Raw genomic sequence first — 22142 nt, 5'->3', positions numbered from 1 at the left:
GCGCGTAGCCTCAATGAAAGCGTTTCTATTTTATATTGTGTAATATATATGATTATGATATCTTAAATACAGCGATTTGTTGTTATGACAAGGTATTATGAGTCATATAAGGAAAGAGGGGAGTACGATTCAGCTTTCTTCAAGACAAATGGAGCTTATCGAGCTGGTTCAGAAACATTCACCTGTTACAGGTGAACAGTTAGCTGAATATTTAGGAGTTAGTCGTCCAACTCTTCGTTCGGATCTATCTCTTTTGGTTATGTTAGGCATGCTGGATGCCAAACCGAAAGTGGGCTATTTCCTTGGAAAAACATTTCGACAGACTCATGAGCCGCTTGGGCGATATAGCAGCATGAAGGTTAGAGAGGTACTAGGAGTACCCGTTAATATTCCAGAAACTCTCTCCGTGCATGATGCGGTCATTACGCTCTTTATGGAGAATGCAGATACGTTGCTCGTAGTGAATGAGGAGAAACGTTTTGCAGGTATTATTACGCCGAAGGATTTGCTTAAGATTACATTAGGCAATGCTGGTGCGGCGTCAATTCCTGTCAGTATGGTCATGACTCGTTATCCCAATATCGTTACGCTTTTGCCTGACGATTCTGTAATAGACGCAATGAGGAAGATGTCCCAGCATCAAGTGGACTGTTTGCCAGTCGTAGTTCCTTCCGCTTCCCCTGGACAATATCCTGAGGTAGCAGGTTGGGTGTCGAAATCGAACATTATCCGACTTATGGCAGATATCGCAACTGAAGGTGAATTGGGGGACACAGATTTATGACACATCAAATCATTTACGTATGCTCCGATGCAGTAGGTGAAACGGCGGAAGCTGTAGCCAAAGCAACGGTCAGACAATTTCCCTCTGAAAGTGTAAAGATTAAACGATATGGACATATTCGTTCCGAGGACGAAATCGTTCGTATTATCGCAGAGGCAGCAAATACAGGAGGCTTTATTAGCTACACACTCGTTCAACCAGAGCTTCGTGAACTGATGAAGGTTGAAGCGATTAAGCAAGGTGTACGAGCAGTAGATGTTATGGGGCCAATGATGCAAGCCTATATCGATACCTTTGGAAGTTTTCCAAGGAGAGAGCCGGGTTTGCTTCATTCTATCGACGAAGCCTATCATAAACGTATGGAAGCGATAGAGTTTGCCGTAAAATATGATGATGGCAAAGATGCGAGAGGGTTATCTCAAGCTCAAGTTGTACTCATTGGTGTGTCACGGACTTCGAAAACGCCGCTTAGTGTGTTTCTTTCGCATAAAGGAATTTTAACGGCTAATTTGCCGCTTATGCCAGAAGTGAACCCGCCAGTTGAGCTTAAGCAAGGTCCTGGTCGACTAATTGTAGGACTAACTATGCAGCCTGACCATCTGCTCGGCATTCGATCAGAGCGACTTAAAACGCTTGGATTGCCTTCATCTGCCCAGTATGCCTCTGAAGAGCGGGTACTGGAGGAACTTGAATACGCTGCATCTGTTATGAAGTCATTGAATTGTCCCGTTATCGACGTGACGAATCGCGCAATTGAAGAAACTGCTGGTATTATTATTGATTGGATAAGTAAATAACTTACAATAATATATATGGAGGGTTTTTAAGATGAGCAAAACATTTGTAATGGTTAAACCAGATGGTGTAGAACGTGGACTAGTAGGTAAAATTGTTGCTAGATTTGAAGAAAAAGGCTTTACGCTTGTAGATGCAAAGCTTACACGTTTAGACAGAAAATTGGCTGAAACACATTATGAGCATTTGAACACTAAGCCATTCTTTGGCGAATTGGTTGACTTTATTACTTCTGGTCCAGTATTCGCAATGGTACTAGAAGGCAAGGACGCTGTTCAAAATGCACGCTCTCTTATTGGTGCTACTAACCCTACCGAAGCAACTCCAGGTACAATTCGCGGTGATTATGCAATTGACGTTTCCAGCAATATTGTTCATGGTTCCGATTCAGATGAAAATGCTGAAAGAGAAATCAATTTATACTTCTAATAAAAATTACCATTAGTGGTAGTTGACGACTCAACTATCCTATGGTAAATTCTATACCAAGAAAACAAGTCATTACGGAAGCACCGTATAAGGTTGCAGCATGCTGCGCCTTAACGGTGCTTTTTTGCGTGCACATTTTGATAGCGTCTACTATAATCTGGCTGGGTTTAGGGAGGAGGAATGATTTTGAAACGTTATCAGCTAGCGATTGCAGTAAAGGAAAAAGAGTATTCACTCAGGCTTGCAGAGTATGTTCGTAGCAGTCCTTTTGGGGATCGATGGCAAATTTCTGTTTTCACTCATCCAAATGCATGTAAGCAGTTTTTGAATCAAGGTTATAATATCGATCTTCTAGCCGCTGAGCCTGATCTACTGGCAGAGTTACAGCCCGATTTATCACAAATACCTTCAATTGCACTAGTAAGTAAGCTTGGCGAAAGTGGTGAGAAGTTCGAGCTTCTGCAATATCAGTCCTTGCCACAATTGCTTAGAGGAATGTCTGGACACTTTGATGTGATGTCTCAAATGGGGAAGCAGTCAAGTAAAGGCAGTAGAAACAAAGTTACAATATTGACCGTCCATTCCGCCTCAGGAGGGGTGGGGAAGACAACATTTGCATTACATTTAGCCAATGCGGCTAGCAATCTCGGGCACCGTACATTCTATTTAAACTTAGAGCGCTTTAATACAGCAAATCTTTGGCTAAACCATGATGGGTCAGAATATGAGTCAGGTGTCGGATTGTCAGACTTACTCTACGGAATAAAAACGAGAGCACAACTATCTGATCAGTGGCTTCTGCAGCATCGAAAGTATCACTCTCTACTGAAATGCGATTACTTGCCTAGTTTTACTAATTTAGAAGATCGACTCTCTTTAAGCGCTGAAGATGCAGTTGCAATCGTAAATACGATTTCCGAAAGCGGTCATTATGATGTGATCGTCCTCGATATGGAAGATGGATTGGATGAGCTGCATGTATCACTACTGGAACGGGCTGATCATAATTTTTGGATTGTAAACGGGGAGCAGTCGGTTCTTCGTAAACAACAATTAGCAGAAAAGTACGGAGAACAGAAGTGGGGAGAACAGTTTCAGAGTCTTATTCGAAAGTCAGAGTTAGTGTGTAATCGAGTAGACGAAGTCAGTAAGCATAAGTCTAATGGATTAAAGTTTGCTCCTTATTCTCTGCCAGATGTTCAAGAGTGGAGAACTGGTGAACCTCACATTCTGCTTTCATCTTCACATTATCGTGCAGCAGTAGGCAAGTTATTGAAACACGTACTATCTGAAGGAGATCATGCTTATGGTATCCGATGAAATTGTTTATGAGCTTCGTTGCAAGATTAGAGGCAAAATTGATTTTGGCGGAGCGATGTCGGATGACGAACTGATGGAAAAGACAGAAGAGATTGTTTTTCATTGGTGTGAACAGAATCCAATAACAGCAGTCGAAAAAGTTAAGTTAGTACGGCGGTTATTTCACTCTTTCCGAGGTTTAGATATTCTTCAACCTTTGATGGAAGACCCTACCGTGAGCGAGATTATGATTAACAGCCATACAGAAATATTTGTGGAAAGAGATGGTCATATCCATTTACTGCAAGGGGTATTCGAGAGCAAGGAAAGGCTTGAGGATCTCATTCAAACGGTCGTAGCTGGAGTGAACCGTGTCGTTAACGAATCATCACCAATCGTAGATGCTAGGCTACAGGATGGCTCACGAGTAAATGTGGTATTACCTCCTGTGGCATTAAAGGGACCATGTATGACGATAAGGAAGTTTCCAGATCAGCCGATGACGATGGAGCAATTGGTCAAAAGGGGATCGATTACTGAGGAAGCGGCGTTATTTCTTCAAGAGCTAATGGAAGCCAAATTCAATATGTTTATTAGTGGAGGTACTGGCACTGGGAAGACAACATTCCTAAACGCTTTGTCACAGTTTATCCCAAGTGATGAGCGGATCGTCACGATAGAAGATTCGGCAGAGCTACAAATTCGTTCAGTGCCTAATCTCGTATCTATGGAAACGAGAAACGCCAATACAGAAGGAAAAGGTGAAATAACGATAAGAGATTTAATTCGGACTGCGCTTAGGATGCGCCCAAATCGGATTGTCATTGGTGAGGTTCGAGGTGGTGAAGCGCTCGATATGCTTCAAGCTCTGAACACTGGGCATGAAGGTTCGATTTCTACGGGACATGGTAATAGTGTCAAAGATATGGTGGGCCGTCTTGAGACGATGGTACTAAGTGCTGCGGAGTTACCATTACTCGTCATACGTCAACAAGTAGCATCAGCAATCGATGTTATGATCCACCTCTCTAGATTTAGAGATCGCACTAGAAAAGTAACTGAAATAAGTGAGGTGCTTGGGGTAGTGAATGGGGAAGTGCAGCTAAATCCCCTATTTCGATTCCGTGAAGAGGGCGAGCGAGATGGATATGTAGTAGGTCAATTAGAACGAACAGAAAATGTCTTGCAAAGTACCGAGAAGTTTCGGATGGCTGGGAAGGGGCTGAGTGGCGGAATTGCAGGTTAAAAATAATGGACGTTCTTTTAATCGGATGAAACGCTTCGCAACTTGGTGTGGATGGGAAAGTATTTTACCTTCCAGTAGCAATTACGAGTCTAGGCCGCTCCCGCGTTATACGTACTATCAACTTAGTAGAAAAGAGTTATTTAGTTCCATTCTGGTTGGTTATGTTGTCATTTTTATGGCTCTATATTTATTTTATCATTCCTTTATTTTTTCTATTATTGTGGCTGTTGCTGGCGTAGCAGCTCCGAGAATTAGAAGACAGGCTTTACTCAATCGGCGAAGAAATCAACTGAAGTTGCAATTCAAAGAAGCTTTGTTTTCTCTTACTTCTTCACTTGCGGCAGGTCGTTCTCTTGAAAATGCTTTTCGCGGCACTTTAGAAGATATGAAACTTCTTTATTCTAATCCTGAAACAGATATATTGAAGGAATTTCAAATTGTTTGTTATCGGCTGGAAAATGCCGAGCCGATAGAAAGCGCTCTCAGAGATCTAGCGGAACGGGCAAAAATTGAGGAAATTACACAGTTTGTTGATGCTTTATCTGCTTGCAAGCGTTCAGGTGGTGATTTACTTGAGGTTATGAAGCGTGCATCTACGATTATTGGCGAGAAACTTACAGTAGATAGCGAGATTATGGTATTGCTCGCACAAAAACGTTTTGAAGCAAAAATTATGATGGCTGTCCCTTTTGTTTTTCTTAGCTTTTTAGCATTCGCAGCACCTGACTATATGCAGCCATTGTACAGCGGGGCAGGCTATTTAGTATTGACTGCAGCCTTTCTACTTTTGCTTGGCTGCTTTTGGCTAATGAACAAAATTATGAGTATTCAAATATAGAGGGTGACGGGCATGGGGCTGGTCATAGCCATATTATTGACAGGAATGTGGCTCTATCTCATTTGTAAGTCCTCCATACAGCAGATAGGGCAATTGTTTACTGGGAAAGTTGTGAAGGGTAAAAGAAGTCAGTACTTAATCAAGAAATATGCGATCATAAAGCCGTTTCAACATTTGATGGAACTACTGTATCAAATGGATGGGGTACAACTTCAACTAAACGCATTTCATATGAAGCTTCTAGTTCTGAAAGGTGCCACATGGACAATTGAAAGTTCGAAAGAAGAGGCTGCAGCTTCCGTGGCAAATGGTTATGTATCGTTAGTTATTTTTATTTGGTTATCGTGGTTCAGCAATGAAAAGTTGCTTATGTTTGTTGGTCTATTGTTAGGAGTAGGGATAGGTCTTCGCAGTTTCGTTGATGCAGGACGTAAAATTGATCAACGTAGGAAGCAAATCATAATGGCTCTTCCAGATATGCTCAGTAAGTTGATGTTATTAGTAGGGGCAGGAGAAACCGTACAGGGAGCTTTTGTAAGATGTTTGGATGGTAAAGAGGAGATAGAACATCCTCTTTACAAGGAGTGGAGATCAGCCCTTGTCTCTATGCGTAATGGTCAGTCGTTTAGCACCGTTTTGGAGCAATTTAATAGACGTTGCGCTGTGCAAGAAGCAGCAATCTTTACAACAGTCATGTTACTGAATTATCGCAAGGGTGGTGAACATTTTGTTTTGGCGGTGAAGGAACTTTCCTTTTCACTTTGGGAAAAGAGGAAAGCCATTGCCCGAACAAGCGGGGAGGAAGCTTCATCTAAGCTTGTATTTCCGCTTGTTGGTATTTTGTTGATTATGATGGTAATCGTTGCAGCACCAGCCATTTTATTAATGGCTTAACTAATCAAAATGATGAGGAGATGTTAATGATGAAGAAACTAATAAGTGGGATTGGCGCATTTTGGAGAAATGAAAAAGGTATGGGTACTCTTGAAGTCATTCTAATCGTGGCTGTTGTTATTATTATTGCGCTTTTATTCAAGGATTGGATTGTAGCCCTAGTTGAGGATCTTTTGGGTAAGGCTGATAAAAAAGCAGATACAATATTTGAATAAGAAGATGTTGTTCAAATGGTATCGGGAGGAGCGGGGGAGCTTCACGATAGAGTCTGTTATCGTATTCCCTATGCTTCTAGGGCTAGTATTGTTGTTTATCCTCTTCGGCATGTATCTCTATCAAAATGTAATCGTTCTTTATTCTTCGAACGTTACAGCAGAACGAGCTGCTTTTGGCTGGGACAATAGTCATCGTGAGCCTAAGAGTGGAATGCTTCTAAAATCTGAATATGACGGTTTATATAGAAGGATGGGTTCAGATGGGATGTTAGCTAGTTTGTTTGGTATGACTGGCTCTACTGAGGAAACATCGCTAAAGTTGCCGAATTCTAGTGAGGGCGGACAAGCTAATGATTCACAGAGTTTGACCAATAAGAAGATGATGCAAGCTGCAAGTTGGATGAGTGTTTTAGATGGGGCCTATTCGGGTCAAATGGTTTATACGGGTAGCGGGCTTAAACGATTCGTTGAAGTTCGAATGGAAAAGCCGATTGATCTGCTCACATGGGAAAAGAGCTGGATGAAAGAAGATCCAGCTGCAACTTCGATGGGGCATATCGTTGATCCTGTTGAATTTATTCGAAGCGTTGATCTAGTGCGATATTACACGGCTAAGTTCATAAATAGTCCGGTAGGTAAGACAACAGCTAAGGATCGAGCGAATCAAGCGCTCGCTCCTTACCAACAACCTTAATGAGGGAGGGAAGAACTGTGAAGAAAATGCGCCCATCCGGATTACTATTTGAGCAAAATGGAGCGGTGACTATATTTGCAGTCATTGTTTTATCTTCTCTTCTATTATTTTTTTCGGTATTGATAGACTATGCTAGAATTGCAGCTTTTCATATGTTGGCAGAGGATGCCGCTCGAACAAGCACAAGATCAGTGTTATCTGCGTATGATTCTTGGCTATATGAGCGATATGGTTTGTTCGGACGTGGTGGAACGGAAGGAAATGAAATTTTCAAAGCAGTTATGAAAGGTAATAGTGAAGCAACTAAACATAGTTCTTCAGACTGGTTTAATCTGTTGGATACAAAAGTAGAAAGTGCTGTAGTTCAGCCAGCATCCGTACTTGGAGAACATCCAGTATTTAAACGACAGCTTCAAGAAGAAATGAAATATAAAGCACCGATCGACTTTACGCTGGAGGTTATTGCGAAGTTTACTCCGCTAGCACAAGGATTAAAGGAAAGTTCTAATGCTGTTCAGACATTGGAGCAACTTCGTAAATTGTATGAGAAGAGAGAAAAGCTGCTGGAACAATCTCTTCTTCTGCAAGAACAAGCAGTAGATGCATTAATAAGCAGTGAGGCGTTACCTTTAGTACCTGTTGGTGCTGGGGGCAGTGGAGGAGGAATAACCTCTTTAAGTTTGACTGAAGGATTCAACACCTATATGACTCAGGTCGAGCATGACGCTGTACTACAAGAAGGCCAGTTACCAATTTTCACAAGTTCAATTGCACAATATGAATCCGATGTTTCAAGTCTAACTAATCAGCTAAGAAGTTTTAGTAGCAAGCTTGAGCAACGACATTCTAAGCTACTTTCGGATGCAATCATTAAGGTTGAGGGAGCGGAGCAACTAAACTTGCAAATGGAGCGGGTGCTCCTTCAAGCAAATACAAATGTACCTAATGGATATGATGGTGTCGCTGGTAAAAAGGTGCCTGGTTCTGGTGCAATTGCTACTAATGGAAATCCAGCACAGGAGTTAGCTGACATTAAGAAATCAGGTCAGCAGCTAATCCGAAAACAGAGTTGGTTTGCGGATTATACAATGGAATTAAGACTACAAGGGACACGCAATACAACGCTAACAAGTGAGTTCGAACAACTTGCAAGTAGATGGACAGGTGCAATGTCAAAGCCATTATCGGCAATGGATCAAGCGCATCTCGTCATCGCTCAAGGGGAAATAACTAAAGCCTATACAACGTATGAAACGCAATATTCACTTCCAGGCTCAATTATCGTTGCACGTAGAGCTTCAGTTCTAGATAGCTCAATAAAAGATCAACTAGCTGTGCAACAGCAGAAAAAGGAATCTTTGTGGGTACAAGCAAGCCGAATGATGCAAGGACTTTCATCCATTCCAAATCAATCGGGCCATCATGCTGTGTTCCAGAAGGTGCAAGATCGTTATAAACAAAACCTTCTATATAATCAACAGTTAGATGATGCTACGGGGTCTAGTCAGCGTCCAAAAGCCCGCGATGCTAATGAAGCAGCGGAACAGTCAGCAACATTTACGGATGGGCTATTTTCGGGAATGTCGGATATGCTCTCGCAAAGCCGCGATTATTTCTATTTGGGTGAATATGCCGTTAATAAATTTTCCTTTTTTGAACCACAACAACTGCGAATGTTGTTCCAGAATGGAGATGTTGAAGGGGTAGCTCAAATGACTTCCTTTCACAATCAAGAAGTGGAATATGTATTGTATGGATTTCATGATCCTTTGGGAAATCTTATCGCTGCTTACGGTGAACTATTTGCTATCCGTATGGCTATTCGAACGATGGAAGGGCTTGTCGTAAGTCGTACATTAGGTCATCCACTACTTATTCTATCTGCTGCGTTAATTTATGGTTTGGAGAAGACGATGGAAGATATGATTTCATTTGCGACTAGAGGTTCTGCTCCACTGTCCAAATATGTAAAGGTTGAAATGTCCTATACGGATTATCTTAGAGTCTTTATGTTGCTTCATGGAGGCATGGAGGAAAAAAGATTAGGTCGCATTATTGCAGTAATCGAACAAAGCACAGGACTAACGCTTACTTCCGTACCAGCGGGAATAACGAGTGAAACTAAAGTATCGATGGAGCTGTGGTTTCTACCTGGAGTTATGAGTATGCTAGGACGCTTCGATTTACTCAAAGGAAAGGTTGTTGGCAATCGTTATGAGACGACGCAAACAATGGGTTCATCCTACTAAAAGGGTAAGTCGAGCTATTACGTCCAATCAACAAGGTTCAATTGTTGTGGAAGCGGCAATTGTGATGCCAATTATTGTTTTTGTACTACTAATATTTGCAGTTATTTTATCGCTTTGTTCTGCTCAAATGGCGCTCCATTCTGCGGCGAACCAAAGTGTTCGACAGCTAGCTGCACACATATACCCAGTGGAACTTGCAAGGGTACAGGCAGCAGCAGCTGCCGGCAATGCAATACCATCTGGACCAGCGTTGCCGGTTCCTTTGCCCAACTGGACGGATATTGCGGCAGAGGCTGCAGAATGGCTTCCCAATCCCACGGGAGAATTTGTTTCCTCGGTACTTCGAGGAGATTTTCGTCCGGTACAAAATATGGCTGCAACTGAGCTTGGTCGAGGTGTAATTGAACCATTTGTCAGGCAATACGCAAATACAAGCTTATTACGTCCTGAACGTATAAATTTGAAGCGAATAACATTACCAGATTTAAAAAATAAGGAAGATCTATATATCGCGATTGAGCTGGAGTATGAGTACCCTTTCAAAGTACCTTTCATTAATAAGCCAATTGTATTACGAGAACAATCGTATGAACGCGTCTGGCTAAGTGATGCCATAGGTGCAAAAACGACGGATCCCAATACTGGTGAAAAGGCAAACGTAAGCTTGCAGATTGTTACGATTGAACCTAGCCCTTTGCGACCGGGAAATAAGGCTACTGTCGTTGTGAAGACGAAGCCAGGTGAGGTCGTTTCACTAGAAGTCGCGTATAAGAGCGGGAAGAGCCAAGCGAAGCATCTGGGTAAAGCGACAGCCGATGAAAATGGTTATGTGAAGTGGACATGGCACGTTTCAGGCAATACAACTCCAGGAATATGGGAGTTAACCGCTGAAACACCGGATGGAGCAAGCAGTGTATCCAAACACTTTTCAGTAGAAAAGAAAGGTGTGGTGTCTCCTTAGTTGTCGATTATGAACTAGCAATTAGGATTGGAGGGAATTAGTTGAACGTCGTCACAATAGCTGCAATATTATTGATTATGATTGCTTTTGTTACAGACATTCGAAAACAACTTATACCAAACTGGTTATCAGTAGGTGCATTCGTTTTAGGTGTGAGTTATCACAGTGTATTTAGTGGTGCTAATGGGTGGTTATGGACATTGTGGGGCGCCGCTGCAGGATTTTTCCCTCTCTTACTTCTATATATGATGAAGGGTATCGGTGCAGGTGATGTTAAGTTATTTGGAGCAATTGGGGCTTGGATCGGAGTATTGGGAGTTGCAGAGCTTATGATGTATTCAATTCTGTATGCTGGAGCAATTGGAGTGCTACTGCTTGCAATACGAAGGACATTCGCAAAAAATATTGCAATTGCCGTCGTTGCCATTGTTTCACCGTCTGCCTCTTGGACAAAAGGGGAATGGCTTGCATGGACTAAAGCAGGTAAAAGCTTTCCTTTTATGCTAGCAGTTGCTCCAGCGGCTGTCACCTTATTCATATTGAACTATTAAATAGAGAGGGAGGAGTTTGAGTTGCATCAATTTCGAATAGATTTTGCGATGAATAGAGATCATGAAATGATGATTGACCTTGAAGGTGGCATTAATAGAAGCCAGTTGGATGAAGTAGAGCTTAATATGTTGCGATCAGTAAAAGTACCCTATCTTCTTCCAATTGATTGGTTAGAGATGAATGGGAAAATAACGTTTCGATATACGTTAACGGGATCGAAAATGGTTGTTCATCGTCTACAGCAGCAGCCGATCACAATGTCGCAGTATTATAGTTTAATTCTCGCGGTAACCGATGCATTGTTGGAATGCAAACAATATATGCTGAGACCTGAGGGTTGCATATTAAACGATCAATTTATATTTACGGGTGAGCGACTTGGTGACATTCGGCTTGCATATGTGCCACTAAAAAGTAGTGAGGAAGATTATATTCATAAGAAGGAAGATTTGCTTTCACTTGTCGTTCGGTGGACATCATTTGTGGAACCCATCGACGGGGCAGGCTTAAAACGAGTTCTTCAACTACTCAATAATAATCGGTTGCCACTTACAGAACTACGTGATACGCTACTAGATTTGATTTCTTCAAAGGCTGAACCAATATCTTCAGAACAAGCAGAAACCCGTCAAAATGTTTCGAGCCAGATGCCATCTTCTCTACAAATGAAGGTGGATACTGATGGGGAGCCAGATTCCGCGACACATCCGCGGCGAATAGAAAGTAAGCCGGATATGGGGCAGAGTCAGCGAGCTATTGATAGGGCTAACATGTCCTTAGAAGAAGGGGATGATATCCTTCCCCATGAAGATACTACTTTTGAAAATATAATGAAAAACCGTAGAAAAAATAAAATAATAGTTGCAATATTTCTCGTATTAGCTGCTTGTTTGTGGAGATTTGTTTATGTAGAATCTCCGTCTAATCAAAATCTTTTGATGAGTGCCGGAATAACATTATTATTGTTAGCCAGTGTACTTTATATAAGAAAACGCAATGCAGTAGTACTACAGGAGAAGCAGAGCAGAGTGGAGTATGGAGAGGCATTAGAGTCAAATTCCGAAAAGCTTCGAATGAAGAAGCAATGGGATATGGTTCAAGAGCAGATACCAAATACTACGAATTCTTTTGGGAGTTATGCCGTACCTTCAGAGCGTTCTGCATCACAAATTCTAGGAGGCAGTATACTTCCAACAACTGTTTTGGGTAATGCACTAAAGGAAGATGAAAATACGATGTTACTGGAGTCGACTGAAGGTCACTCAGCAAGGTTGAGACGAGTATGGAGGGGTCAAGAGGAAGAAATTGAATTAGCATCTGAAAGTTTTAAAATTGGTAGAGCTACTGAAGGAGTAGGTTATGCGGAAAGTGCGGATGGTGTTTCTCGTGTACATTTAGAGATTGAGCGAATTGACGGGGAACATCACGTTAAAGATTTGGGATCTAGAAACGGTAGCCTGTTAAATGGTAACCTAATGGTCCCTTATAAATCATACAAGCTTGCGACTGGAGATACGATTCATCTTGCAGGGAATAAGGGACCAGTCTATGAATTGCAGAGAGGGTAATCGTTTGCTATTTTCCTATCAACTGACTTAACGCACCTTTGACGGTTGGATAGCGGAAAACATATCCGTTATCCAGAGCTTTCTTAGGCAATGCACGTTGACCATCAAGTAATAACGTAGACATCTCTCCAAAAAAAGTACGCATAAGCAAGGCAGGTACTGGAAACCAATGAGGTCTGCCCAAAGCGTGCCCGATTGCTTGGCCAAATGTATTGTTAGATACTGGTTCGGGGGCTGATGCGTTTACGGCCCCCCGCATTTTGTCATTGTCCAGGCAATACAAGATAAGTCCAATCATATCCTCGATATGAATCCATGAAAGTCCTTGCTTGCCAGTTCCGATTTTCCCGCCTCCGAATAATCGATAAGGTAATATCATTAAGGGAAAAGCACCGCCTTTACGATCAAGCACTAAGCCTATTCGTAATTTCACAAGACGATCAACAGAGATGCGATCAGCGGCTTCTTCCCATAGCTGTACAACTTCAGACAGGTAATCTGTAACATTCGTTTTGCTGTCCTCATCGAACACTTCATCTTGAGAAATACCGTATGCTGATATGCCGGAGGCATTAATAACAACTGATGGTTTTTGAGAAAGTGACTCCATTAGAGTAGCAACTTTTGCTGCAGCCCATTGTCTGGAATGGAGTATGCGATCTTTTGCAGATGTTGTCCATCTTTGATTGATCGATTCTCCTGCCAAGTTAACGATTGCGTCGCACCCTTCAAGTTGAGAAGAATCTACTTCAAGCTCACTCCAAGTTACAAAACGCAGCATTCGATGAATGTGGATTGCTTTTACAGACCGGCTCCTCGTAATAATCCAAACTTGATCTCCACGTTTTAGTAGTGCATTCGTTAACGCTTTTCCAATAAATCCAGTCCCTCCGGCAATCGCAACGCGCATGGTATATATCCCCTTATTGAGCGTTATTTCACTTCTTCAATTTTCGTTAACCATAGCTGCTTAATGCTTGTATCATCCTCAACAGATTTCTCGATATATTCAAATTTCACTTTGCTGTCAAAAGGTAATGCTTCAATAACAGCTGTAAGCTCTTCAGTAATTCTATACGCTCCTGCGCCGTCGCCTGTTGTTATTTCAATTGAAGTGGAATCAATCTGTCCCGAATAGATACCTTCTGCACTAATTTTTGCGCTTTCAGAAGCATCTCCACCGTTAGTTGCTTTGTTGTCATCTTGACCATCAGTTGATGGGGTGCCCGGCTCCATAATGCCATTCTCATTCGGTAAGTTGTCCGTTGGAGCGACAGTTGGGATGTTGCTCTGACCATTGTTAGCGCCTGTTTCCTTCGTTGTTGATCCACATGCTGACATCGTTAACATGATTGCTAGAAGTACTGCACCTGCGGTTGCGGCTTTTGTTCTTTTTTTGCGTGATAAGTTCATGATGAACCACCTCCTATATATTAAAACGAAATGTCGGGCGGGGAGGTTGCATATTTCGGAAGACTTATGAAGCTCTAGGACTACTTAAGTCTATTTATTTAGCAAATGTTTAAACGCAGAATAATCGATGCCTTTGTTGTCTAAAAAAGTAACTAGGCTGCGATAATCACGTTTAGGAGTAGCTCTTATGTAACCTTCTATACAATGATCTCGAGTCACGCTTGTAGCACCATATTCAATAGCAACTTGTCCGATTTTAGCTGCAATCGAATGTTTGGCGATATCCCGGAATGCGGTTGGAACCGGAGATACAAGCACATCAAGAAACTCTTTGGAAGGTTCGGTCCACATACTGCGGCTACGTTCAACCCAGTAGTTTTGCCAATCTAATTTAGACTTCCCATCTCTCATCGGCAATACCTTTAAAAACTTTCGGAACATAAAAAATCCACCGATGGACATGGCTATTACCATGACAACGGCCCAAAAAGCAATAAAATACATGAACCAACTCGGCGCTGCACTCATAATTAACTGTCACCTCAATTATGAATTATAGCGTATTCCTAGATTTATTTCGACATTCCTTGTAAAATAAGGTGTGATCAACCGAAAGGGGCGTTTTAATAATGTTGAAAATAGGTTCCCATGTATCATTTTCGGACAAGGGGTTGCAAACAGCAGCCAAAGAGGCTATTTCTTATGGCTCAAGTACTTTCATGATTTACACCGGAGCTCCGCAAAACACACGGCGCAAACCGATAGAAACGTTATATATTGAAGAAGGCAAGGCACTTATGGAGAAGGCCGGTATTAACGAAATCGTTGTACATGCGCCATACATCGTAAATTTAGGTTCTTACAAGGACGATACTTTTGAGCTTGGTGTGAATTTTCTGCAAGAGGAAATTCGTAGAACAGATGCTATTGGTGTCCGTAATATCGTATTGCATCCAGGTGCATATACGGATAAGGACGCAGAATACGGAATTGCTCGAATTGCTGAAGGATTAAATGAAGTATTAGCTGGAACAAGTGGCACAAATGTAAACATTGCACTAGAAACGATGGCTGGCAAAGGAACTGAAATCGGTCGGAGTTTTGAAGAGATCGCTGCGATTATCGACAAGGTTACTTACAATGAACGACTTACTGTTTGTATGGATACTTGCCATATGCATGATGCTGGTTACGATTTGGTCGACGATTTAGAAGGTGTTCTTGATCAATTTGATCGTATAGTTGGATTGGATCGTGTAGCTGTTGTTCACGTCAATGATAGCAAAAATGGCAGAGGTGCCGGTAAGGACCGTCATGCACCAATTGGAGCGGGCTGGCTAGGTCACGATGCACTTTCAGCTATCGTTAACAACGAGAGGCTTAAAGGTCGTCCATTTATATTGGAAACACCATGGATTGGGAAAGAAGATAAGTCAGAACGTCCAATGTATGAAGTTGAAATTGCACTTCTGCGCGGTGAAGTTAAGTCGCGTTTTGGCGATGAATTCCTAGCTGATGTGGAGCGTCTGCACCATTTCTTCGGAAAACAAGAAGTTGATTCAAGAGGTTTCGTGTTAGATACATGGTCTTTGCTCAAAAATGATGCAAAAGCGAAAAAAGCTGATCCACGTGAACCAATGGAACGTCTATATGACCTAATCATCGCTGGTGATGCGCTATCTTCAGAACTATCTGAAGAGCAAGTTAACCAGAGATTGACGGCATGGTTCGCAGGTAAAGGTTTGCTTGCTAGAGCTTAATAATGAACAACAAATATAATATAGAAAAGGAAGATTGAAGGTTATGTCATCCCAATCACATAACATGCCGAAGCCGAACGCATCGAGAGACAACAGCGGGCGTGCACGCATGCTAATTTCTTGCCCGGACCGTCCGGGTATCGTAGCTGCCGTATCGCATTTCTTATACGAGCATGGAGCGAATATCGTGCAATCGGATCAATACACGATGGATCCAGAAGGTGGCATGTTCTTTATCCGCTTTGAATTTGATTTGACAGATCTTGAAAAAGAATTGCCAATATTGGTTGAAGATTTCGCACGCGTAGCTGATCGTTTCGAAATGAAGTGGCACACATTCCGTGCTAGTCGTAAGAAGCGTCTTGCTGTGTTTGTATCCAAGGAAGATCATTGTTTGCTGGAGCTATTATGGCAATGGCGAGCAGGCGATCTAGATGCTGATATCTCCATGGTAATAAGCAATCATCCAGACATGAGAGAATTGGTTGAATCATTTGGCATTCCTTATCATCATATTCCGATAACTGCAGAGACTAAAGCAGAGGCGGAGCGTAAGCAAATGGAGATTGTGGCAGACAAAGCTGACATTATTGTACTTGCTCGCTATATGCAAATTATTTCGCCGAAGTTCATTGAGCATTTCCCGAATAGAATAATCAATATCCATCATTCCTTCTTGCCAGCATTCGTTGGGGGCAAGCCATATGCGCAAGCGTATAAACGCGGAGTGAAAATTATTGGAGCTACGGCGCATTATGTTACTGAAGAGCTTGATGGTGGTCCAATTATCGAGCAGGATGTTCAACGTGTAAGCCATAGAGACAATGTGGATGATTTGAAACGAATTGGTCGTACAATTGAGCGTGTTGTTCTTGCAAGAGCTGTTAAATGGCATATCGAAGATCGTGTTCTTGTTCATCAGAACAAGACAGTTGTTTTCAATTAATCGTAAATGGTATAATGGTTTAAAGCTTTAGTGCCTTAAAGTTATGCAACACCCGAGACAATAGGAGGAAAATAATATGACTGTTATTCAAAAATCGATTGATCAACTTTCCATAGATACAATTCGTACACTTGCTATTGATGCGATTGAGAAAGCGAAGTCTGGACATCCTGGGATGCCGATGGGCGCTGCACCAATGGGATATCAATTATTCGCTAAAACAATGAAACATAATCCGTCCAACCCGGAGTGGGTGAACCGTGACCGTTTCGTATTGTCTGCAGGGCATGGATCGATGTTGCTATATAGCTTACTTCACCTATCTGGTTATGATTTGCCTATGGAGGAGCTTCAAAACTTCCGTCAATGGGGTTCACTTACTCCAGGGCATCCAGAATTTGGACATACAGCAGGAGTAGATGCGACGACTGGTCCTCTTGGTCAAGGCTTAGCGATGGCAGTTGGTATGGCAATGGCAGAAGCGCATCTTGGCGCTGTATATAACAAAGAAAACTTTAATGTCATTAATCATTTCACATATTCGATTTGTGGCGACGGCGATCTAATGGAAGGTATCTCTCATGAGGCAGCTTCACTTGCAGGTCACTTGCAACTAGGCAAGCTAGTTGTACTATACGATTCAAATGATATTTCTCTTGACGGCGAGCTTAACTTGTCTTATTCCGAAACGGTTCAAAAGCGTTTCGAAGGATACGGTTGGCAAGTACTTCGCGTAGATAACGGAAATGATCTAGGCGCATTGTCCGCTGCGGTAGCAGAAGCACAAAAGGACCAATCCAAGCCTACTTTGATTGAAGTTAAAACAGTTATCGGCTACGGAAGTCCAAATAAGGGCGGCAAAGGCGGACACCAAGGAACACATGGTTCCCCACTTGGTCCAGACGAAACTAAACTTACGAAGCAATATTACGGATGGTCAGAAGACCACCAGTTCCATGTGCCGGATGAGGTAAGAGCTCATTTCGCAGATGTGAAGAGCCAAGGTGAAGGTGCTAATGCTGAGTGGAATGCACTATTTGCATCTTACAAAGAAGCACATCCAGAGCTTGCAGCACAGTTCGAACTTGCTATTTCTGGAGACCTTCCAGAAGGCTGGGATGCGGATCTTCCCGTTTATACGACAGAGGACAAGCCTGTTTCAACTCGCGTTGCTTCGGGTAATGCATTAAACGGTCTTGCAAAGAACGTTCCAAGTCTTGCAGGTGGTTCAGCAGATCTTGAAAGCTCGACAATGACGAACCTTAAAGGTATTGCGCAGTTTAAACCAGGCAGCTACGATGGCCGCAACATCTATTTCGGCGTACGTGAGTTTGGTATGGCTGCAGCAATGAACGGCATCAGCTTGCATACAGGTATGAAAGTATTCGGTGGAACGTTCTTCGTCTTTACTGATTACTTGCGTCCAGCTATTCGTCTTGCAGCGCTTATGAACCAACCTGTTGTCTATGTACTTACACATGACAGTATCGCAGTTGGAGAAGATGGCCCGACGCATGAGCCGATCGAACAACTTGCTTCGATACGTATTATTCCTGGTCTAACAGTTATCCGCCCTGCGGATGGTAATGAAACGTCTGCAGCTTGGGCTTATGCAGTAGAGAACAAAGCGAACCCAGTTGCGTTAGTGCTTACGCGTCAAAACTTGCCGATCCTTGAAGGCACAGTTACTGGCTCGCGTGAAAATATCCGTAAAGGTGCATACGTTGTATCCGATGCGGCGAATGGAAAACCTCAAGCTCAAATTATTGCGACAGGTTCAGAAGTTCAACTTGCTGTTGCAGCTCAGAAGGAATTGGCGGAACAAAATATTCATGTTCGTGTCATCAGCATGCCAAGCTGGGATCTGTTTGAGAAGCAGTCGAAAGAATATAGAAATTCTGTCATCCTTCCAGAAGTGAAGGCTCGTCTTGCTATCGAGATGGCACATCCATTTGGTTGGGAGCGTTATACTGGTGATCAAGGAGATATCCTTGCTATTGACCGCTTTGGCGCGTCAGCACCTGGTGATCGTGTTATTAAGGAATACGGTTTTACGGTCGAGAATGTCGTTAGCAAAGTAAAAGCTTTGCTGTAGTAATGGCTTCTGGGCATTGATTCCATATATAAAGGAGCACACATCATCATGTCCCAATTTGAAAATGTAACAGTCGTCAAAAAAGCTAATGTTTACTTTGACGGCAAAGTAACAAGCCGCGCTGTGTTGTTCGCAGACGGTACAAAAAAAACGCTTGGTATTATGATGCCGGGCGAATATGAGTTCGGAACGGATTGTCTTGAAATTATGGAAATTTTGGCAGGAGATTTGAAAGTTCTTCTTCCTGGCGAATCCGAATGGATTCATATTCAAGGCGCTGGTGAGTTCAACGTTCCAGCAAACACGAAGTTTAAGCTTCAAGTTGCTGAAGTTACGGACTATTGTTGCTCATACATTTACGAATAAGTTTGTGATCATGAAGAAACCCATCCGCGATTTGGATGGGTTTCTTTCATTGAAGTCCAAAGATTCGTTAATTTGTGACATTACAAGCTGCTTTCGCATTGAATCCTTTCCTACAAATCGGCTAAAGTTAAGACATACAACTGAGTTGAAAATTGGAGGTTTGTAACGAATGAAAGAAAAAAACTACACGCCGCTGGTGGCGGTGCTGACGGTCGTCATCGTGGCGCTCATTGCCATTTTGTTTTTCCTGCCGGCATATGACGGGGAGATTGGCTTTGATGTAAAAATATTGCCGATGTTGAATGCGATTTTTAATAGCTTCACGTTCCTTTCACTACTTATTGCATTGTTTGCTATTATGAAAAAGAACGTGAAGATGCATCGTACATTTATCGGCCTTGCGTTCACAACGACTACGCTGTTCCTTGCTTCTTATGTGACGTATCACTATTTAACAGAATCGACGCCTTTCGGCGGAGAAGGTATTGTGAGAAGTATTTATTTCTTCATCTTGCTCACACATATTGTTCTTGCAATTGTTGTCGTTCCGCTTGCTCTTCTTTCAGTTGCCAAAGGTCTTTCTAATCAAATTGACAAGCATAGAAAAATAGCTCGCTGGACGATGCCAATATGGCTTTATGTAAGCTTGACCGGTGTAATCGTTTACTTAATGATTTCGCCTTACTATACGTAACATAGTCCGAAGTTGAAGGATTTCTTCATCTAGTTTTCACCTGTACGTTGCTTGTATTTGGACCTGTAATCCGATATCCTTAATTAAAAGTTGAAGGCCGTTCTCATTAATTGGGAACGGCATGTACGAACATTTTGGGAGGTAATTGATATTATGAGTAAAACAATACAATTTGACTATAGCAAAGCTCTTTCGTTTGTTGGTCAGCATGAAGTTGATTATTTAACACATCAAGTACGTCTTGCCCATGAGCAATTACATAATGGCACTGGCGCTGGCTCTGACTACTTAGGCTGGATTGATTTGCCTACGAACTACGATCAAGAAGAGTTCGCACGTATTAAGAAATCAGCAGAGAAAATCCAAGCTGATTCTGAAGTGTTAATCGTTATCGGCATCGGCGGTTCATATTTAGGCGCTCGCGCTGCCATTGAAATGTTGTCACATTCCTTCTATAACATACAATCTAAGGAACAACGCAAGACTCCTCAAGTTCTATTTGCAGGGAACAACATCAGTTCGACTTATGTTACGCATCTATTGCAGTTGCTTGAGGGTAGAGACTGGTCAATTAACGTGATTTCAAAATCAGGTACAACGACTGAGCCTGCTATTGCATTCCGTATTTTCCGCGCTGAGCTTGAGAAGAAATATGGCAAGGAAGAAGCTCGCAAACGTATCTATGCAACAACGGATAAGGAGAAGGGTGCTCTTAAGAAACTTTCTTCGGAAGAAGGTTACGAATCCTTTATCATTCCTGATGACGTTGGTGGACGTTACTCTGTACTAACGGCAGTTGGCTTGCTACCAATAGCAGTTGCTGGCATCGATGTTGATGCCATTATGAGAGGTGCGGCTGATGCATCTCAAGAATATAGCAATCCTAACTTAGCGGAAAATGAAGCTTATCAATACGCAGCAGTGCGTAATGCTTTATATCGTAAAGGCAAAGCAACAGAAATACTTGCAAACTACGAGCCATCCCTACACTTTATTTCGGAATGGTGGAAGCAGCTATTCGGTGAAAGTGAAGGAAAAGACTTCAAAGGTATTTATCCGGCAGCAGTTGATTTCTCAACAGATTTGCATTCTATGGGTCAATTTATTCAAGAGGGTAACCGTAATATTTTTGAAACGGTTATTCAAGTAAGAGAAGTAGCGGAACATATTACAATTCAGGAAGATCCAGCTGATCTAGATGGTCTTAACTTCTTAACTGGTAAAACGATGGACTTTGTAAACAAAAAAGCTTTTGAAGGTACGCTTCTTGCGCATACAGATGGTCAAGTACCAAACCTAATTGTGAACATTGCTGATTTGACACCTTATACGTTTGGTTATCTTGTTTATTTCTTCGAGAAAGCTTGCGGAATTAGTGGTTACTTGTTAGGTGTTAACCCGTTCGACCAACCAGGGGTAGAGGCTTACAAGAGTAATATGTTCGCATTGCTTGGCAAACCAGGTTTCGAGAAGGAAAAAGCAGAGCTAGAAGCTCGCCTGTAATAGGGGAGACTAGGAGTGTTTGAATGATGTTGAACAGATATTCCACTGTCAGGATGGAAGCGAGTAATGAGATTGTTATAAAAAAATCTCGCTTCATAGGATATGCGAAGCCAGTTGAATCAGAGGAGGAAGCAGTCGCGTTTATCGATGAGATTAAGCGGCTGCACCGATCAGCCACTCATAACTGCTCCGCTTATCTCATTGGTGAACGTGATCAGTGGCAGAAGGCTTCTGATGATGGTGAGCCAAGCGGGACGGCTGGCAAGCCTATATTAGAAGTTATCAAAAATAAAGGCCTTAAAAACGTCGTAGTTGTCGTTACCCGTTACTTCGGAGGCATAATGCTTGGTGCAGGCGGACTTGTACGTGCTTATACAGATGGTGCAGTAGCTGGAATCGAAGCAGCTGAAGAGATTGTAAAGGTGCTTCACCGTGAGGTATATGTTGACGTTGACTACACGTGGTACGGGAAGCTTGAGAATGAGCTTCATGGTCGCGGTACGCGTATAGGCGGTACAGACTTCACTGATAGAGTAATTGTCCGCTGCTTGCCAGAGACGACTGAGGCAGAACCTTTCGTCGCTTGGATGACGGATTTGACGCAAGGTCAGGCAATTATTACGATGGGGGAAGATCTTTACTTTATCGATGGCGAATAAATAGGAAAGAGCCGAGCGAATATGCTCGGCTCTTTTTCTGTTTTTAATACGGAACCTTCTATATAAGTTAATTAAATAAATCTCTTAAATAATTGTTATTTAACCATTGACTTCCTTTAGGGGTGAATGCTACATTTATAATACCTAGTAAGTTCATAGGAATTATATATTTATACGTAAGG

General features: G+C 42.3%; 23 protein-coding genes. 20 read left to right on the top strand and 3 right to left on the bottom strand.

Annotated elements, in window-relative coordinates; all coding sequences use genetic code 11:
* Positions 1–97 precede the first annotated feature (97 nt).
* The 13 genes from I6N90_RS06565 to I6N90_RS06505 all read left to right on the top strand — a co-directional run bounded on the left by I6N90_RS06565 (position 98) and on the right by I6N90_RS06505 (position 12524).
* On the top strand, positions 98–784 hold the full coding sequence (locus tag I6N90_RS06565) for a helix-turn-helix transcriptional regulator (RefSeq protein WP_232242565.1): 687 nt from the start codon (positions 98–100) through the stop codon (positions 782–784).
* Positions 781–1581, top strand: a complete 801-nt coding sequence (locus I6N90_RS06560; RefSeq protein WP_197934647.1) for a pyruvate, water dikinase regulatory protein — start codon at positions 781–783, stop codon at positions 1579–1581. The genes I6N90_RS06565 and I6N90_RS06560 overlap by 4 nt, the downstream gene beginning before the upstream one ends.
* Before the next feature lie 31 nt (positions 1582–1612).
* Positions 1613–2008, top strand: coding sequence for a nucleoside-diphosphate kinase (gene ndk / locus I6N90_RS06555; RefSeq protein ID WP_197934646.1), 396 nt, complete (start codon positions 1613–1615; stop codon positions 2006–2008).
* Between the two features lie 186 nt (positions 2009–2194).
* Entirely contained in the window at positions 2195–3328 is a 1134-nt protein-coding gene (locus I6N90_RS06550; RefSeq protein ID WP_197934645.1) for an AAA family ATPase, read from the top strand.
* On the top strand, positions 3315–4553 hold the full coding sequence (locus tag I6N90_RS06545; RefSeq protein ID WP_197934644.1) for a CpaF family protein: 1239 nt from the start codon (positions 3315–3317) through the stop codon (positions 4551–4553). The genes I6N90_RS06550 and I6N90_RS06545 overlap by 14 nt, the downstream gene beginning before the upstream one ends.
* Positions 4534–5391 carry a type II secretion system F family protein gene (locus tag I6N90_RS06540; protein ID WP_332262408.1) on the top strand — a complete coding sequence of 286 codons (858 nt, stop codon included), beginning with the start codon at positions 4534–4536 and terminating at the stop codon, positions 5389–5391. The genes I6N90_RS06545 and I6N90_RS06540 overlap by 20 nt, the downstream gene beginning before the upstream one ends.
* A 12-nt stretch (positions 5392–5403) precedes the next feature.
* Positions 5404–6285: a type II secretion system F family protein gene (locus I6N90_RS06535; protein ID WP_197934643.1), complete on the top strand. Its 882-nt coding sequence runs from the start codon at positions 5404–5406 to the stop codon at positions 6283–6285.
* 26 nt (positions 6286–6311) lie between these two features.
* A complete protein-coding gene (locus I6N90_RS06530) occupies positions 6312–6500 on the top strand; it encodes a Flp1 family type IVb pilin (protein WP_197934642.1) in 189 nt (62 codons plus the stop codon).
* Positions 6493–7194, top strand: a complete 702-nt coding sequence (locus I6N90_RS06525; RefSeq protein ID WP_232242564.1) for a TadE/TadG family type IV pilus assembly protein — start codon at positions 6493–6495, stop codon at positions 7192–7194. The genes I6N90_RS06530 and I6N90_RS06525 overlap by 8 nt, the downstream gene beginning before the upstream one ends.
* Positions 7195–7211: 17 nt before the next feature.
* On the top strand, positions 7212–9443 hold the full coding sequence (locus tag I6N90_RS06520; protein WP_197934640.1) for a hypothetical protein: 2232 nt from the start codon (positions 7212–7214) through the stop codon (positions 9441–9443).
* A complete protein-coding gene (locus I6N90_RS06515; protein WP_197934639.1) occupies positions 9409–10404 on the top strand; it encodes a pilus assembly protein in 996 nt (331 codons plus the stop codon). The genes I6N90_RS06520 and I6N90_RS06515 overlap by 35 nt, the downstream gene beginning before the upstream one ends.
* 41 nt (positions 10405–10445) lie before the next feature.
* Positions 10446–10955 carry an A24 family peptidase gene (locus tag I6N90_RS06510; RefSeq protein WP_197934638.1) on the top strand — a complete coding sequence of 170 codons (510 nt, stop codon included), beginning with the start codon at positions 10446–10448 and terminating at the stop codon, positions 10953–10955.
* A gap of 21 nt (positions 10956–10976) precedes the next feature.
* The gene (locus I6N90_RS06505; RefSeq protein WP_197934637.1) at positions 10977–12524 is read left to right on the top strand and encodes a DUF6382 domain-containing protein; all 1548 of its coding nucleotides are present in this window, start codon (positions 10977–10979) and stop codon (positions 12522–12524) included.
* 7 nt (positions 12525–12531) lie between these two features.
* Here the strand turns inward: I6N90_RS06505 and I6N90_RS06500 are convergent, their stop codons facing one another.
* From I6N90_RS06500 to I6N90_RS06490, 3 genes are all read right to left on the bottom strand, one after another.
* Positions 12532–13434, bottom strand: coding sequence for a TIGR01777 family oxidoreductase (locus tag I6N90_RS06500; protein ID WP_197934636.1), 903 nt, complete (start codon positions 13432–13434; stop codon positions 12532–12534).
* Positions 13435–13457: 23 nt separating this feature from the next.
* Entirely contained in the window at positions 13458–13937 is a 480-nt protein-coding gene (locus tag I6N90_RS06495; RefSeq protein ID WP_197934635.1) for a hypothetical protein, read from the bottom strand.
* A gap of 90 nt (positions 13938–14027) precedes the next feature.
* Entirely contained in the window at positions 14028–14465 is a 438-nt protein-coding gene (locus I6N90_RS06490) for a DUF2621 family protein (RefSeq protein WP_197934634.1), read from the bottom strand.
* 101 nt (positions 14466–14566) lie between these two features.
* On the opposite strand from I6N90_RS06490, the gene I6N90_RS06485 reads away from it, so the two are divergent.
* The 7 genes from I6N90_RS06485 to I6N90_RS06455 all read left to right on the top strand — a co-directional run bounded on the left by I6N90_RS06485 (position 14567) and on the right by I6N90_RS06455 (position 21960).
* Positions 14567–15697, top strand: a complete 1131-nt coding sequence (locus I6N90_RS06485) for a deoxyribonuclease IV (RefSeq protein ID WP_197934633.1) — start codon at positions 14567–14569, stop codon at positions 15695–15697.
* A 43-nt stretch (positions 15698–15740) separates the two neighbouring features.
* On the top strand, positions 15741–16643 hold the full coding sequence (gene purU, locus I6N90_RS06480) for a formyltetrahydrofolate deformylase (RefSeq protein ID WP_232242563.1): 903 nt from the start codon (positions 15741–15743) through the stop codon (positions 16641–16643).
* Between the two features lie 76 nt (positions 16644–16719).
* Positions 16720–18738 carry a transketolase gene (gene tkt / locus I6N90_RS06475; RefSeq protein ID WP_197934631.1) on the top strand — a complete coding sequence of 673 codons (2019 nt, stop codon included), beginning with the start codon at positions 16720–16722 and terminating at the stop codon, positions 18736–18738.
* A gap of 48 nt (positions 18739–18786) precedes the next feature.
* Positions 18787–19104, top strand: a complete 318-nt coding sequence (gene ppnP, locus I6N90_RS06470) for a pyrimidine/purine nucleoside phosphorylase (RefSeq protein WP_197934630.1) — start codon at positions 18787–18789, stop codon at positions 19102–19104.
* A 169-nt stretch (positions 19105–19273) separates the two neighbouring features.
* On the top strand, positions 19274–19798 hold the full coding sequence (locus I6N90_RS06465; RefSeq protein WP_197934629.1) for a DUF420 domain-containing protein: 525 nt from the start codon (positions 19274–19276) through the stop codon (positions 19796–19798).
* Positions 19799–19951: 153 nt separating this feature from the next.
* Positions 19952–21301 carry a glucose-6-phosphate isomerase gene (locus I6N90_RS06460; RefSeq protein ID WP_197934628.1) on the top strand — a complete coding sequence of 450 codons (1350 nt, stop codon included), beginning with the start codon at positions 19952–19954 and terminating at the stop codon, positions 21299–21301.
* Positions 21302–21327: 26 nt separating this feature from the next.
* Entirely contained in the window at positions 21328–21960 is a 633-nt protein-coding gene (locus I6N90_RS06455) for a YigZ family protein (protein WP_197934844.1), read from the top strand.
* Positions 21961–22142: the final 182 nt, after the last annotated feature.

This window comes from Paenibacillus sp. GSMTC-2017, assembly GCF_016019935.1.
Taxonomy (GTDB): domain Bacteria; phylum Bacillota; class Bacilli; order Paenibacillales; family Paenibacillaceae; genus Pristimantibacillus.
The sequence above is the reverse complement of the archived record's forward strand: the minus strand, read 5'-3'. Positions and strand labels throughout refer to the sequence as shown.